Source organism: uncultured Sphingomonas sp. (genome assembly GCF_913774285.1).
Lineage (GTDB): Bacteria > Pseudomonadota > Alphaproteobacteria > Sphingomonadales > Sphingomonadaceae > Sphingomonas.
The window spans coordinates 55,254-69,855 of sequence record NZ_CAJYHX010000007.1; the positions used below are offsets into that span (position 1 = coordinate 55,254).

The following is a 14,602-nucleotide window of genomic DNA, read 5'->3' on the forward strand; positions in this document are numbered from 1 at the left end:
GCATGACGACATTCCTCGACTTCGAGAAGCCGATCGCCGAGCTCCAGGGCAAGATCGACGAGCTGCGCAGCGCCGCCCAGGGCGGCGACGTGGACATCGCCGCCGAGATCGCCCCGCTTCAGGCCAAGTCGGACAAGCTGCTGCTCGACACCTATGCCAGGCTGACGCCGTGGCAGAAGACGCAGGTCGCCCGCCATCCCGAGCGTCCGCACTTCAAGCATTATGTCGCGGGTCTGATCGAAGACTTCATGCCGCTGGGCGGCGACCGCGCCTTTGCCGACGACAATGCGATCATCGGCGGGCTCGGCCGGTTCCGCGGGCGCCGGGTGATGGTGATCGGGCACGAGAAGGGCGACGACACCGCCAGCCGGCTCAAGCATAATTTCGGCATGGGCAAGCCCGAGGGCTATCGCAAGGCGATCCGCCTGATGAAGCTGGCCGACCGGTTCGGCATCCCGGTGATCACGCTGGTCGACACCTCGGGCGCCTTCCCGGGCGTGCAGGCCGAGGAGCGTGGCCAGGCCGAGGCGATCGCCCGCTCGACCGAGACCTGCCTGTCGCTCGGCGTGCCGCTGGTCGCCTCGATCCTCGGCGAAGGCGGCTCGGGCGGCGCGGTGGCGCTGGCCGCGGGCAACCAGGTGCTGATGATGGAGCATGCGGTCTATTCGGTGATCTCGCCGGAGGGCTGCGCCTCGATCCTGTGGCGCACCGCCGATAAGGCCGCCGACGCCGCCGAGGCGATGAAGGTTACCGCGCAGCACCTGAAGGAGCTGAAGGTGATCGACGGCATCGTCCCCGAGCCGCTGGGCGGGGCGCATCGCGCGCCCGGTCAGGCCGTGCAGGCGCTGGGTGACGCGATCGAGAAGGCGCTGGCCGACCTCGCGGCACTGTCGCCGGAGTCGCTGCGCCAGGCCCGTCGCGCCAAGTTCCTGGCGATGGGCCGGATCTGAAAACGGGAAAGGGGCTGACGCAGCGCGCAGCCCCTTTCTTGCAGCCGTCAGGGAGGTGTCGGGTTACGACGCCTTCATGTTCGTGCTGACATTGGTGAAGGTGTTGTTGAGGCTGGAGCCCAGCCCCTGCATCGCGGCGATCGCCGCGACGGCGATCAGGGCGGCGATCAGGCCATATTCGATCGCGGTCGCGCCCTTGCGGTTCGCCACCAGCTTGCGAAGCGTCTTCATCCGAAGCCCTCCTTCTTCAAACCCGTACGGACGGAGATGCCCGGCAGCGCCTCCGTCCCATCGTCATCGAAATCCGGGCTTACGAAGCCTTCATGTTCGAGCTGACGTTGCTGAAGGTGTTGTTCAGGCTGCTGCCCAGACCCTTCATCGCAGCGATCGCGGCAACGGCGATCAGCGCGGCGATCAGGCCGTACTCGATGGCCGTGGCGGCCTTGGAATTCTTGATGAACTTGCGAATCTTAAGCATAGCCGTCTCCATCGTCCCAGAAACTTCAAACACCGGCCCGTCGGGGATCCGACGCGGCCATGCGACCGTAGAGAAGAGGGGTTAAGAACGAGCTAAATCGCGTGCTTACCGAATGATTTACGCGGCTTAGTGGCCGGCGTCCTGGACCTGCTGGGAAACATTGTTCCACATCGACGTCGCGGTATTGCCGAACAGGCTGAGCGCGCCGACCATCGCCAGCACGATCATCGCGATGATCAGCCCATATTCGACGGCGGTGGCGCCGCGATCGGCACGGGAAAGCGCGCGCAGGGCGTGGATCAGGGCTCGCATCGACAACCAATCTCAGTCAATAAACGCCGGGAATTCTGTCAGGATTTGGTTGCGAAGTGATTAGCGAGACAGGGCCGGCGCGCGAGACGCGGCCGATGCTGCTGGTGGTGGCGGCGGCGATGATCGAGGACGGGCGGGTGCTGGTGCAGCAGCGGCCGGAGGGCACGTCGCTGGCCGGCCTGTGGGAATTCCCCGGCGGCAAGATCGAGCCCGGCGAACCCCCCGAGGCCGCGCTCGCCCGCGAGCTCGACGAGGAGCTGGGCGTCACCGTCGACCCCGCCGCGCTGGTGCCGCTGACCTTCGCCAGCGCGCCGCTCGCCGACCGGCACCTGGTGCTGCTGCTCTACCGGCTGGATCGCTGGGAGGGCGTGCCGGAAGCCCGCCACGCCAGCGCGCTCGCCTGGGCGGACATGGCGGCGCTGCGGGGGCTGCCGATGCCGCCGGCGGACGTGCCGTTCCTGGAGGTGCTGACGCCGTTGCTTCGGGGTGAGGCGGTTTAGGGCTCCCCACAGGGAATCGAAAGCGGCCGGAATCGATGGGCAGCGCGGCCAGGTGTTGGCCCGCCCTCGCACCGGCCCCTCAACATTGCCGCGATCGCCTAATCGAATCGTTGATTGTCCGCATTTTGAGGGTCCGCTCTAAGTCGTGCATCAGATTGGCAGACGAGGGCACCCCATGCTGGTTGATGGCAACGGCTTCTTGCCGAGGAACGCGTCTTCCCGATCGTCACCGTCGCAGCAAACGGCGCAGGCGCTTCTGGCCCAGCATCGCGGAGCCCACGGCTACGACATGCAGGGCCTGGCAGATGCGGTACGCGGGCTTGGCCTCTCGACGAGCGAGCGGGGGGCTCTCATCGAGGAGATCGACGCGCGCCTCAGTCCGGTCGAGCGCGGGCAGTTCGCGGCGCGGCTGGCTGGAAGCATCCAGAGCGTCAACGGACAAGCCTATGCAATCGGCGATCCGGCCGCGCCGGCCATCGCAGATTGGGGCCGGCAGCCGGAAGGCTCGCCCTATCGGCAGAGCTGGGACGGAGCCGCCGCATCGCTCGGCACCAGCGATCCCGCTACGATCACGGCCGAAATCGAGCGCCAGCTATATAAAACGGCGGCGCCCGCTCCGGCCGCGGGGCCCGACCCGGTGCAGCTCGGCCTCGATCTTGGCCAGATGGCGCTCGATCTGACCGGCATCGTCGACCCCACGCCCGTTTCGGACGGCACCAATGCCGTCGTTTCGGTTGGCCGCTCGATCGGCGCCGTGTTCTCCGGGGATTGGTCGGGCGCAGGCGGACACCTGCTGAACGCGGGAATCTCGGCCGTCGCGATCGTGCCGGGACTGGGCGACCTCGCCAAGGCCGGCAAGATCGGCAAATGGGCCCAGACGGTTGCCGACGGCGTTGCCGCCATCGCACACAATCCGGCGCTGCGCGCGAGCATCGAGCCCGCGCTGCGAACCATCCATGACGCCGTAGGCAAGATCCCCCAAGGCGCGCGCGATGCGCTGCCGTCCGCCGCCCGCGAGTCCATCGAGCGCATGGAACGTCAGCTCGACGCGTTCTTCGCGCCTGCCGCGCGATCGACCGAGGTGCCTGCTGCCCCCTATCGCGGGACGGTTGGCGGCAAGACCGTCGAGCTGCCGCATGTCGATGCGGTACCGGTAACCTACACCAAGCGCGACCGCACCGAATATGCCGCGCTGCGGAGCGCGTTCGACAACGGTGCCCGCGCCACTTTCGCGCGTGGGCTCGTCTCCACGCCGGAGGGCGTCGCGGCCGCACGCCGGGCCGGACTGGACGAGGCAGCGATCGCGCGGTTGGCCGACGGCAAGATTCCGCAGGGATGGCAGGTCCATCACAAGCTTCCGCTCGACGACGGCGGCACCAATGCAGCCGAGAACCTCGTCCTGATCCGGAACAGTCCCTATCATACGGCGCTTACCAACGCGCAGCGCGAACTGGTCGGCGATCTTCCGGTCGGCGGGAGCCGGCAAGTCGACTTCCCGGTGCCGCGCGGTACAATCTATCCCTCCGGAAAGTGAGGACCCACGGGATGCAGGCGGTGATCGAGCAGGTATCGGCGGATCAGCTGAAATATGGAGAGGCGCGGCAGGGTCCCGCCACCTCCGAGCAGATCGAGCGCGTGCGAGCCGAGGTGAAGGCGCACTTCGGCGCGACGCTGCCGTCCGATTTCGCGGCCTTTCTCGCGCTCAGCAATGGTCTCGATTACAACGGCCTCGTGCTCTACGGGGCGACGCAGAGCGAGGCGGCGCCGGGCCCCAATGGCTTCTGGCAGGGGCTCGTCGCCAGCAACGCGGCGTGGCGGGACGGCCCGGGGCACGAGCACTATCTGGTGCTGGGCGAAACTGACATGGACCTGCTGACGGTTGCGCTGGATGGGCGTTCGCCGGTGCTGCGCGACAAGGTTTCGGGCGACGTGAACGAGGAATTCGCCAGCGTCGGCGCGGCGATCGACGCGCTACTCGAACGACGGCTGTAAGCGCGCCAGCCGTTGCCTAGCCCTTCGGCTTGAGCGCGTCGGCCAGCGACGCCGTCGCGCTGCCCGGACGGGCGGGCTTGGGCTGCGAGGGATCGGGGGCCCAGCCGGTTAGATAGACGATCGAATATTTCTCGGGCGTGCGGCCGTCCGGATCGGCGCGTTCGGCAAAGGCGGCGGCGGTGCCGAGCAGCGTCTCGCGGCGGAGCGGCGGGGTGTTCGGCAGCAAATTGGTCGCTGCCATGCCGCGCAGGTCGCGGATCAGCCCGCCCAGGCCGCCATAGCGTACCGTCAGCGTCTCAACGTCCGCTACCGGCAGGGTGAAGCCGGCGCGGGAGAGCAGGTCGCCCGCGGCGCGCACGTCGATCTGCGGGTGGAAGCGGGCCACCGGCCGGTCGGCCTCGGCGGCGAGCAGGCAGGCGCGCAGCGTCGCGAGGCTGCCAGCGCCAAGAAACGCGCCGAGGAACAGTCCGTCGGGCTTGAGCGCGCGGCGGGCGAGGGCGAGCGCGCCGGGGACGTCGTTCACCGTGTCGAGCACGCCGGCGGAGATGACCAGGTCGAAGCTCGCCTCAGGGAAGGGGTGCATGTCCTCGTCGGCGTGGATCGCGCCGCTGGTGGCGGCGAAGGCGGCGCCGGCCTCCAGACGGGTGATGGTGGCACCGGGCCAGACGAAGCTGCCGTCGGCGCTGCCGAGGTCGAGGACGGTGCGAAATTCGCGCTTCACGCCCTCCAGCCGCTCGTACAGCCCGTCGAGCATGTGATCGCGCAGGAAGCTTTCATAGCTGCGGGCGGCGCGATCCCGGCGCTTGCGGCGCAGCGCGCGATCGAAGATTTCGGAGTCGGACACGGCGCGCTTGTGCAGCGGCGCGGCGCTTGGAACAAGAGGGGCGTGGATCCGCGCGCGCCTTTCCTCCGCATCCTCGACCTGGCGCTGCCGCCGCGCTGCCCGGGCTGCGGCGCGATCGTCGAAGCCGATCACCGCTTCTGCGCAAGCTGCTGGGACAGCCTGCAATTTCTCGGGCCGCCGTGGTGCGCGACCTGCCATCTGCCGTTTGAATACGACCGCGGGGAGGGGGCGCAGTGCGGCGATTGCCTCTGCGATCCGCCGCCGCATGACGGGGTGCGCGCGGCGGTGGCCTATGGCGAGGTCGCGCGGCGGCTGGCGCTCAAGCTCAAATATGGCGGTCGGCTAGCGGTCGCGGAGACGATGGCGCGGGCGATGGCGCGGCTTGTGCCCGAAGGCGCCGAGCTGGTGGTGCCGGTGCCGCTGCATCGCTGGCGTCTCTGGTCGCGCGGGTTCAACCAGGCGGTGCTGATCGCGAGGGGGCTGGCGAAGCGGCACGGGCTGCCGGTCGAGACCGATCTGCTGCGCCGGGTGAAGGCGACGCCCAAGCTTCAGGGGCTGGGGCGGCGGGCGCGGGCGAAGGTGGTCGCGGGAGCCTTCGCGCTGGCGCCCGATGCGCGGGCGCGGCTGAAGGGGCGGACGGTGCTGCTGGTCGACGACGTCCACACCAGCGGCGCAACGGGGGATGCGTGCGCCCGGCTGCTCAAACGCGGCGGGGCTTCGCGCGTTGTGGTTCTTTGCTGGGCGCGCGTCCTCGCCGAGGACGCGATGGATTGACAAGCCGGGACCCCGCGCACACCTCAGGAGGCATTATGGCAAAGGTCGAAATCTACACCAAGGCGTTCTGCCCCTATTGCACGCGCGCCAAGCAGCTTCTCACCGCCAAGGGCGCGGACTTTGAGGAGTATGACATCACCATGGGCGGGCCCAAGCGCGCCGAGATGCTGGAGCGCGCGCCGGGTCGCACGACGGTGCCGCAGATCTTCATCGACGGGCAGCATATCGGCGGGTCGGACGACCTCGCGGCCCTCGACCGCAAGGGCGGACTGGACCCGCTGCTCGCCGCATGAACCGCGCCGCGCTGCTCCAGATGACCAGCGGGATCGACCCCGCGGCGAACGCGGCCACGCTGGTCGAGGCGGTGGCGCAGGCCAAGGCTGGCGGGGCGGCGATGCTGTTCACGCCGGAAATGTCCGGCCTGGTCGACGGCAACCGCGAACGCGCGGTGCCGCACTACCGGCTGGAGAGCGAGGATCCCGTGCTGGCGGCGGTGCGCGACAACGCTGCCAAGCACGGGCTGTGGGTGCATCTGGGCAGCCTCGCGGTGCTGCGCGAGGACGGTAAGCTCGCCAACCGCGCCTTTGTGATCGACGATACCGGAGCGATCCGTGCGCGCTACGACAAGATGCACCTGTTCGATGTCGACTTGCCGACCGGCGAGAGCTGGCGCGAATCGAACAGCTATTCGGCGGGCGCCGGGCCGGTGGTTGTTGAGACGCCGCTGGGCAAGCTCGGCCTCGCGATCTGCTACGACCTGCGCTTCCCGGACCTGTTTCGCACGATGAGCGATGCCGGCGCGACGATTCTCGCAGTGCCGGCGGCGTTCACGCGGCCGACCGGCGCGGCGCACTGGCACGTGCTGCTGCGCGCCCGCGCGATCGAGGCGGCTGCGTTCGTGATTGCCGCCGCGCAGACCGGCGAGCACGAGGACGGCCGCGCCACCTATGGCCACAGCCTCGCTATCGATCCTTGGGGGGACGTGCTGCTCGATATGGGTGAGACGGCCGGGCTCGGGTTCGCCGATCTCGACACTGCGCGGCTCCAGGATGTGCGTACCCGCGTGCCGGTGCTGCGCCATCGCCGTGCGATCCCGGAGGCTACCGTCGCGTGATCGTCTTCGATCTGAAGTGCGGCAGGGGCCACGTGTTCGAGGCGTGGTTCAAGTCGAGCGGCGCCTATGAGGAACAGCGCACGCAGGAGCTTATTGCCTGCCCGCTCTGCGGCAACGTCACGATCACCAAGGCAGTGATGGCACCGGCGGTGGGTGCGAAGGGCAACCAGGCACCGGAGACGCCGCCCGTCCCCCCCGAAGCGTTCAAGGCCGCGCTGGCTGCGATCGCGCAGCTCCAGGCCAAGCAGCTCGAAACCTCGACCTGGGTGGGCGGGGCGTTCGCGGAGAAGGCGCGGGCAATGCACCTGGGGGACGCGCCGGAGGCACCGATCCATGGCCAGGCGACGCTGGCCGAGGCGAAGGCGCTGGTGGAAGATGGCGTGCCGGTCGCGCCGCTGCTGGTTCCCGTGGTCCCGCCCGAGGCGCGCAATTGATTTGGGCGGCATAGGCCGGTACGAGCACCCCCGTGGCCCGGTAGCTCAGCAGGATAGAGCAAGCGATTCCTAATCGAGAGGTCGGAGGTTCGAATCCTCTCCGGGTCACCATCAACCTTCACCAACACCTAGAATTTCAAGGATTTTTGCTACCATACGCGGCGCACCTGCCGTGCGCGATTCAAGGCCTGCGTTCGGCGCGGAACGGCTCGGCGACATATCGGTCCCGCCTTGCTGACGCGGAAACTTTGCGCAGTGTCGTCGTGCCACAGCCGGTTCCATCGGCGGCAATGCCGATCAAGGTCCGGCAGACACGTCGCTTTCGGCGACGAATCAACGCCAGAAGGCGATGAGCCGAGGCCATTCACCCTGCATCGCGCGGGGTTCGCCTGTAAGCGGTCGGCAAAGGGAGAGTTGCTTGCTGCGTACCGCCACTGTCGCCCACATCGGCGCGCTTCTCGCGCCGGTCGCCCTGCTTGCCGCCTGCGTTCCCGCCGCCCCCTCCGCTGTTGGCCACGCCCCGTCGTCGCGGTCCCGCCCCGCGCCGGCGGTGCCGCTGTCGCGCCCGGGGTCGGCGGCGCCGCCTATCCTCGCAACCTCCGCGACACCGAGGCCCAAACGATCTGACGAGCCGCCGGCGGCGCTGCTCAACGCAGTGCAAGCCTTGGGCGCCGGGTTCCGGGGGCAGGTTGCGATCTCCGTGCGAGATGTCGATCACGGCTGGATTGTCGCCTGGAACGGGGAGCGACCACATCCCCAGCAGAGCGTAAGCAAGCTGTGGGTCGCTATTGCGGTTTTCGACGCGATCGACTACCAGCGGCTGTCGCTTGCCACGCCGGTGACGGTGACGGCTGCGGACCTCACCGTCTTCCACCAGCCTATCCGCGCGCTGCTCGGGCCGAACGGTTATCGCACGACGGTGGGCGCACTGCTGGAATGTGCGCTGACCCGCAGCGACAATACCTGTAATGACGTGCTGCTCTGGAAGGTCGGCGGTCCCGCTGCGATCCGCCGGATGCTGCAGGACAAGGGCGTCATCGGCGTCGGCTTCGGCCCCGGCGAGCGCGAGCTGCAGGCGAAGACCGCGGGTCTGGTCTGGCGCAGGGAATGGGCCGGGGGCTGGGGCTTCCTCCAGGCACGCGCGGCGCTGCCCGCCGCCGAACGCCGCAAGGCGCTCGATCGCTACCTGGCCGCGCCCTATGACGGCGCGAGCGCCAACGGCATCACGCTGGGCCTGTCGCTGCTCGCGCAGAACAAGCTGCTCAGCCAGGGTGCAACGGACAGGCTGTTCCGGATCATGCTGGCGAGCAAGACCGGCCCAATGCGTCTGAAGTCCGGCCTGCGCCCGGGCTGGAAGATGGCGCACAAGACCGGCACTGGTCAGGAACTCGGCAGCCTCGCAACCGGCTATAACGATGTAGGACTGCTCACGGGTCCGAACGGGCACCGCTATGCGATTGCCGTGCTGATCGCGAGCACCCGCGAGCCGATCCCGGTGCGGATGCGGCTGATGGGCGACGTGACGCGTGCGGTAATTCGAACGGCGGGGTGAGCCCGCCCTTCGCCTCGCGGCGGAAATCGGTCTAGGCTCGCCCGCGGCGCCGATCGTGCGTCGTGTCTACGGCGCGGATCGTCCTGGTCTCGTCCGGCCACCCCCTGGCTGAGGAGCTTGCGTTGAACGAAATCGGTCTTCCCGAACTCGGCACGTTGCTGATCGTCGCGTCGCTGGTGGCAATGATCTCGCGGCGCATTGGGCTTCCGTACACCGCCGGCCTGGTGCTGGCCGGGATCGCCCTCGCGTTTCTGCCGGTGGGCGCGAATTTGCCGCTGTCGCGCGAGCTGATCTTCAATGTGTTTCTGCCACCGTTGATCTTCGAGGCGGCGTTGCAGCTACGCTGGCGGCGCTTCCGCGAGGAACTGCCGCTGACCATGGTGCTGGCGTTCCTCGGGGTCGCGATCTCGGCACTGCTGGTCACCGCGGGCATGCACTGGCTCCTCGGCTGGAGCTGGCTGGGCGCGGCGTTCTTCGGGGTGCTGATCGCCGCGACTGATCCCGTGTCGGTGATCGCCGCCTTCAAGGAGATGCGGGCGGAGCCTCGCCTGAGCATGGTGGTGGAATCCGAAAGTCTGCTCAACGACGGTGTCGCCGCAGTAGGCTTTGCCATCCTGATCGCGGTTGCCGAGGGCGGCGGGCTCAGCGTCGGCGGCGTTGCGACCTCGCTGTTCTGGACGGTGTTCGGCGGCGTTGCGATCGGCGGCGCGATCGCGTTCGTGGTGCTGACGGTGGCCGGGCGGACCGAGGACCATCTTGTCGAGGTGACGCTGACCACGGTCATCGCCTGGGCAAGCTTCCTGCTGGCCGAGCATGTCCATGCCTCGGGCGTGTTCGCGGCGCTGGCGGCCGGGATCATCGTCGGCGCCATCGGTCCGCGCGGATCGATCTCGGTGGCAGGCCGCCAGCATGTCCAGGATTTCTGGGCCTATGCCGCCTTCCTCGCCAATTCGTGCCTGTTCCTGCTGATCGGCAGCCACGAGGCGCACCAGCCGATCGCGCTGGTGAGCGGAGCGCTGGTTGCGGGGATCCTGCTCACGCTGCTCGGGCGCGCCGCGGCGGTCTATCCGCTGGCGGCACTCTTCGCGGGTACCAAGCTGCGGCTGCCCGCTACCTACCAGCATGTGCTGGTCTGGGGTGGGCTGCGCGGCGCCGTCGGCCTCGCACTGGCGCTGGCGGTGCCGCCAATCGTAGCGGAGCGCGCGTCGATCGTCGTGGTCACCTTTGGTGTCGTCGCCTTCTCGATTTTCGCCCAGGGTCTTACCATGCCGCCGCTGCTCCGCCGCTGGAAGCTGACCGGCGCGGCGGATGCGGAGCACTAAGGAAGCGGCAGGTTCACGCGGTCCGCCAGCGCTCGAGCTCGCTCAACAGGTCGCTGGTAAGCTGCTCGGTCGAGAAGCCGGTGATGTTGCGCATGCGGGCAGTCTGGCTGGTCTGCACTGCTAGGGTCCAGGCGATGCTGCGCCGCGCTTCGGAGGCTTCCAGCGCGGTATAGGCGGCCAGCGGGCGGGATCGGGGCAGGATGCGATAGGTGAAAGGCCGATCGCTCTGTCCGCCCACGGTGAGCGTGAGCTGATCCTCTTCGATCTCCAACCGCAGATCGGTCCAGCCTTCCGCCTGCATGCCTTGGTAGACGGCGCGCAACGCCGGCTCGCCATTGGCGTTCATCTGGCGCAGGATCTCCGCGCGGCGCGCGGGCGCGACGAGCCGCTTCAGCCGCTCACTGATCGCCGGCGCCTGGTCCGACAGGGCGACGCCGGCCAGATCCGCGTTGGTCTGCCGCACCAGTCCAAAGGCGAGCAGCAGCATGATGAAGCAGAAGGGCAGCGCCGCGAGCAACGTTGCCGCCTGCAGTGCCCCCAGACCGCCCGCGACGAGCAGCAGCGTCGCGGTCGCGCCGAGCAGGATGCACCAGTAGATACGCTGCCAGCGCGGCGTATCCTCCTTGCCGCCCGAGGCCAGGGTATCGATCACCAGTGCGCCGGAGTCCGCGGAGGTGACGAAGAACACCGCCACGAGCACGATGGCCAGGGTAGAGGTGACGCTCGCGGCCGGCAGATACTCCAGGAACTTGAACAGCGCGGTGGAGAGGTTGGCCTGCACCGCTTGCGCGATGCCCCCCGATGCCGCGCCCAGGTCGAGCGAAATCGCGGTGTTGCCGAACACCGTCATCCACAGGAAGGTGAAGGCGGTCGGCACGAACAGCACGCCGATGACGAACTCGCGGATCGTCCGACCGCGCGAGATGCGGGCGATGAACATGCCGACAAAGGGGGACCAGGCGATCCACCAGGCCCAGTAGAACAGCGTCCAGTCCGCCATCCAGGCCCGCGGCTCATAGGCGTAGAGCGTGAAGGTTCGCCGCACGAAATGGTCGAGATACAAGCCGAAATTCTGCACCAAGGCACGCAGCAGGAACAGCGTGGGGCCGATCGCCAGCACGAACAGCATCAACAGCACGGCGACCGTGAGGTTGAGTTCGGACAGTCGTCGGATGCCGCGATCGGCGCCGCTCAGTACCGACAGCGTGGCCGCGCCCATTACCAGCACGATCACGGTGATCTTGGCAGTCAGCGTATCGGGAAGGGCATAGATATAGGCGAGCCCCGCGGTCATCTGCGATACGCCGAAGCCGAGCGAGGTTGCCACGCCGAATACGGTGCCGCACACCGCGAAGATGTCGATCGCGTCGCCGAGCGGCCCGTTGATGCGTTTGCCCAGGATAGGCGCCAAGCCCGAGCGCAGCGTGAGCGGCAGGTCCTTGCGATAGGTGAAATAGGCGAGGCTCAATCCGACCAGCGCATAGATCGCCCAGGCATGGACGCCGTAATGGTGGAAGGTGATCGCCATCGCCTCGCGCGCCGCATCAATCGTGCCGCTCTTCGCCTCGGGTGGCGAGGTGTAATGCTGGATCGGCTCGGCTACCGCGAAATACATCAGGCCGATCCCCATGCCGGCGGCGAACAGCATCGCCAGCCAGGAGAGATAGGGAAAGTCCGGCTCCGCATCGTCCGGCCCCAACTTCAGCTTGCCCGCTGGCCCGAAGCCGAGCGCGAGAACGACGACGAGAAATAGCGCGACGGCGGCGATGTAGAACCAGCCGAACGTGTCGATCGTCCAGGCCTGTGCCGCCTTGAAGGCGAGGTCGGCGGTGCCAGGCATGGCGATGGTGACGCCGAGCAATCCCAGGATGAGCGCCGAGGCGCCCCAGAAGACGCGAGGGTTGATTGCACTTTTCAGCATAAGTGCACTCTGAACGCGTATCTTTGTGAATGGTGGCAGAGGACGGGCCGGGCCCGCCGTATCCCGGCTATTGACGACCGGTCGCGAACAGCTAGTTGCATTTTCCTTCAGGGCGCCCACTCTCAACGACGCCCCGACCAGGTCGGCTGGGGACGATCTGGGAGCATCAAACTGGCCGTCGGGGGATCGGTAAAGAGATGAGCGCGCCTACGGTCCTGCACATCAGCTTCGATTTTCCCAGCCCCCTGGCAGCTCCCCATATGACTCGTGCGGTGGAGCGGCTGGTCGACAGCGCCGACGGGTTTCGCAACATCGTCTACAGCATGACGCGGGTCGGGACTCTCGGTCGCGAGATCGCTGCCCTGCGCTACGCACCCGATCGGGTCGCCATCGCCTATCGTGCGATGCCCAAGGGGCTGGGCTTGCGCCACGCGATGGCTCGACTGGCGCAGTGGATCGCCGCCGATCTGCGTGGCCAGGGTATCGCCATCAACCTGATCCACGCGCACAAGCTGACAACCGATGGCATGGTCGCGAGCCTGCTCGCCCGTCAATTCGGCGTGCCCTACCTGTGCAGCATCTGGGGCGATGCCGACGGCTGGGTGTGGCGCGGACGCCCCGACCTGCACGGCCAGTGGCGCGAAATCGCGGTGTCGGCGCGCGCGCTCATTGCCACCGCGCCATGGGCGGTTGAGCGCTTCTCGAAAATGCTGCGCCTGCCGCCGCAGGCGATCGCCGTGCTGCCGGTAATGGGCGGAGTGGCGGAGCCGACCCTGTCGACCGTCTCCAGCGATCGCATCGTGTCGCTCTTCCACCTTGCGCATTGGCGGCGGAAGGGTGTCACCCAGTTGATCCCGGCCATGCAGGCGGCCGCCGACGCAGGCGCAGGTTGGCACCTCGACATCGTCGGCGGGGGCAACGCTCGGAGCCATCTTGAAGTAGACCGGCTGATCGCGCGTGCCGGCGCGCGCGCGCGGGTGCAACTGCGCGGGCCGGTGCCGAACGGATCGGTGCGCGAACTGCTGGCCGCCAGCGCGATGCTGGCCTTGCCGAGCCAGCAGGAGACGTTCGGCATGGTCTTCGTCGAGGCGCTGTTCGCCGGAATTCCCGTGCTCTATCCGGCCGGGTGGGCGATCGACGGCTATCTGCCGCCGGAACGGATCGGCTATGCCTGCCGCGCCGACGATCCCGCCGATATCGCCGCGGGCCTGCGGCACGTGATGGCGAACCAGCAGGCCTTGAAGGAATCGATCGCGCGGCTGCAAGCCGAGGGCGCGCTGACGCGGTTTGCGCCACGCAGCATCGCCCTCGACTATCGCCGCCACCTGTCAGCGGCGCTTGGCTGACCTTACTTCAGCGCGGTGCACCAGGTGCGCAGGCAGGGCACGAGGTGCTCGAGATAGGGGCGCAGCATGCCGCTGGCGCCGCCGGCGCGTGCCGCCACATTCTCGGTGAACTCGGCCATCATCGTCAGATAGTCGGCAGGCGCGACCTCGGCCGAAAGGCTGAAGATCTCGATCGCCTCCTGGTTGACCATGTGCGCGATATGCTCCTGCCAGATGTTGCGCTGCATGTCCCCGGCCTTGCGGTGGCCGATCATCGGGGCGCCGACGGTCAGCGTGTCACCCGCGCGGTCGACCAGCATCTTCAGAATGAAGCCGCCCCAGATGTCGCCATAGCGGTCGATCATCCAGTGGGGCAGCACCGGCACGTGCATCGGCAGCTGGTAGACCGCCGGGGTTACCTTGCGACGGAACTGCATGTTCATTGAGCAGACCGACACCAGCGCGCCGGGCGCGATCGCGGCGGAGGGGATGGCGAGGTCGACTTCGGGCCAGCGCCACTGCGGCCCGTTGATCTTGTCGATGCCGTTGACGTCGAACGCGTCTGTCCACAGGCCGAGGTTGAAGATCGGCGCCGCTGCATTAGTCGCGGTGCCGATCGAGGCACGCTGGTAGGCGCCGCGGCACTCATAGGGGAAGCCGCGCGGGAACAGATTGTCCGGCGTGCCTTCGTAGAGGTCGAGGATGTTGAGGTGGCGCAGACCTTCGCCGAGCACCGGGCGCTGCTTCGCGGTGAGGGCGTCGGTCACTTCGGCGAAGAAGTTCTGCGACGTGACCTCGCAGTCGTCGTCCAGCGCGACGATGATTTCGTCGTCGTCGCTCTCGTGCCAGGCGACGTAGAAGCCGAAGTCGCGGCAGGCACCATTGCGGCGCGGGAACCATTCGTCGGCGTCGCCCAGCATCCGCTTCCGATCTTCCCACGTATAGATGCGGAAGCTCGGATGATCGACCGTGACCGTGCCGGGAGAATCGTCGACGACGACGAAGCGTGCGCCCGAATCGATCAAGGGTGCCAGATATTCCAGGGATACCGAGCGATTGGATGGGACCACAACGATCATGTCTT

At 67.9% G+C, this 14,602-nt stretch carries 17 protein-coding genes and 1 tRNA gene; 12 read left to right on the top strand and 6 right to left on the bottom strand.

From position 1 onward, the window contains the following. The first annotated feature begins 2 nt into the window (after positions 1-2). The gene (locus QZ670_RS03205; RefSeq protein WP_294252130.1) at positions 3-950 is read left to right on the top strand and encodes an acetyl-CoA carboxylase carboxyltransferase subunit alpha; all 948 of its coding nucleotides are present in this window, start codon (positions 3-5) and stop codon (positions 948-950) included. A 63-nt stretch (positions 951-1,013) separates the two neighbouring features. On the opposite strand, the gene QZ670_RS03210 is transcribed toward QZ670_RS03205, so the two are convergent. The 3 genes from QZ670_RS03210 to QZ670_RS03220 all read right to left on the bottom strand — a co-directional run bounded on the left by QZ670_RS03210 (position 1,014) and on the right by QZ670_RS03220 (position 1,740). Beyond that, positions 1,014-1,181 carry a Flp family type IVb pilin gene (locus QZ670_RS03210; RefSeq protein WP_125973537.1) on the bottom strand — a complete coding sequence of 56 codons (168 nt, stop codon included), beginning with the start codon at positions 1,179-1,181 and terminating at the stop codon, positions 1,014-1,016. A 79-nt stretch (positions 1,182-1,260) separates the two neighbouring features. After that, on the bottom strand, positions 1,261-1,428 hold the full coding sequence (locus QZ670_RS03215) for a Flp family type IVb pilin (RefSeq protein WP_126002914.1): 168 nt from the start codon (positions 1,426-1,428) through the stop codon (positions 1,261-1,263). Positions 1,429-1,554: 126 nt separating this feature from the next. Next, positions 1,555-1,740: a Flp family type IVb pilin gene (locus QZ670_RS03220; RefSeq protein WP_125973533.1), complete on the bottom strand. Its 186-nt coding sequence runs from the start codon at positions 1,738-1,740 to the stop codon at positions 1,555-1,557. A gap of 95 nt (positions 1,741-1,835) precedes the next feature. On the opposite strand from QZ670_RS03220, the gene QZ670_RS03225 reads away from it, so the two are divergent. From QZ670_RS03225 to QZ670_RS03235, 3 genes are all read left to right on the top strand, one after another. After that, a complete protein-coding gene (locus QZ670_RS03225) occupies positions 1,836-2,240 on the top strand; it encodes a (deoxy)nucleoside triphosphate pyrophosphohydrolase (protein WP_294252400.1) in 405 nt (134 codons plus the stop codon). Positions 2,241-2,415: 175 nt separating this feature from the next. Continuing rightward, positions 2,416-3,774, top strand: a complete 1,359-nt coding sequence (locus tag QZ670_RS03230) for a hypothetical protein (RefSeq protein ID WP_294252148.1) — start codon at positions 2,416-2,418, stop codon at positions 3,772-3,774. An 11-nt stretch (positions 3,775-3,785) separates the two neighbouring features. Next, positions 3,786-4,232: a YrhA family protein gene (locus QZ670_RS03235; protein ID WP_294252152.1), complete on the top strand. Its 447-nt coding sequence runs from the start codon at positions 3,786-3,788 to the stop codon at positions 4,230-4,232. Positions 4,233-4,248: 16 nt separating this feature from the next. Here the strand turns inward: QZ670_RS03235 and QZ670_RS03240 are convergent, their stop codons facing one another. Further along, on the bottom strand, positions 4,249-5,076 hold the full coding sequence (locus tag QZ670_RS03240) for a methyltransferase domain-containing protein (protein WP_294252155.1): 828 nt from the start codon (positions 5,074-5,076) through the stop codon (positions 4,249-4,251). A gap of 42 nt (positions 5,077-5,118) precedes the next feature. Here QZ670_RS03240 and QZ670_RS03245 point away from each other — a divergent pair, with 42 nt between their 5' ends. From QZ670_RS03245 to QZ670_RS03275, 7 genes are all read left to right on the top strand, one after another. Then, a complete protein-coding gene (locus QZ670_RS03245) occupies positions 5,119-5,850 on the top strand; it encodes a ComF family protein (protein ID WP_294252158.1) in 732 nt (243 codons plus the stop codon). Between the two features lie 35 nt (positions 5,851-5,885). Then, the gene (gene grxC / locus QZ670_RS03250; RefSeq protein WP_121076456.1) at positions 5,886-6,143 is read left to right on the top strand and encodes a glutaredoxin 3; all 258 of its coding nucleotides are present in this window, start codon (positions 5,886-5,888) and stop codon (positions 6,141-6,143) included. Continuing rightward, positions 6,140-6,964, top strand: coding sequence for a carbon-nitrogen hydrolase family protein (locus QZ670_RS03255; RefSeq protein ID WP_294252169.1), 825 nt, complete (start codon positions 6,140-6,142; stop codon positions 6,962-6,964). Before grxC ends, QZ670_RS03255 begins: the two co-directional genes overlap by 4 nt. Next, on the top strand, positions 6,961-7,398 hold the full coding sequence (locus QZ670_RS03260) for a DUF1178 family protein (protein WP_294252172.1): 438 nt from the start codon (positions 6,961-6,963) through the stop codon (positions 7,396-7,398). Before QZ670_RS03255 ends, QZ670_RS03260 begins: the two co-directional genes overlap by 4 nt. Before the next feature lie 34 nt (positions 7,399-7,432). After that, positions 7,433-7,509: transfer RNA gene (locus QZ670_RS03265), tRNA-Arg, on the top strand. 589 nt (positions 7,510-8,098) lie between these two features. Next, positions 8,099-8,950: a serine hydrolase gene (locus QZ670_RS03270; protein ID WP_294252175.1), complete on the top strand. Its 852-nt coding sequence runs from the start codon at positions 8,099-8,101 to the stop codon at positions 8,948-8,950. A 122-nt stretch (positions 8,951-9,072) separates the two neighbouring features. Further along, a complete protein-coding gene (locus QZ670_RS03275; protein ID WP_294252178.1) occupies positions 9,073-10,272 on the top strand; it encodes a cation:proton antiporter in 1,200 nt (399 codons plus the stop codon). A 13-nt stretch (positions 10,273-10,285) separates the two neighbouring features. On the opposite strand, the gene QZ670_RS03280 is transcribed toward QZ670_RS03275, so the two are convergent. Continuing rightward, the gene (locus QZ670_RS03280) at positions 10,286-12,193 is read right to left on the bottom strand and encodes a BCCT family transporter (RefSeq protein WP_294252183.1); all 1,908 of its coding nucleotides are present in this window, start codon (positions 12,191-12,193) and stop codon (positions 10,286-10,288) included. A 260-nt stretch (positions 12,194-12,453) separates the two neighbouring features. Between QZ670_RS03280 and QZ670_RS03285 the strand changes: the two genes are divergently transcribed. Then, positions 12,454-13,539: a glycosyltransferase gene (locus QZ670_RS03285; RefSeq protein ID WP_294252186.1), complete on the top strand. Its 1,086-nt coding sequence runs from the start codon at positions 12,454-12,456 to the stop codon at positions 13,537-13,539. A 2-nt stretch (positions 13,540-13,541) separates the two neighbouring features. Here the strand turns inward: QZ670_RS03285 and QZ670_RS03290 are convergent, their stop codons facing one another. Beyond that, complete coding sequence (locus QZ670_RS03290) at positions 13,542-14,597, bottom strand: hypothetical protein (protein WP_294252189.1); 1,056 nt, start codon at positions 14,595-14,597, stop codon at positions 13,542-13,544. Positions 14,598-14,602 lie beyond the last annotated feature (5 nt).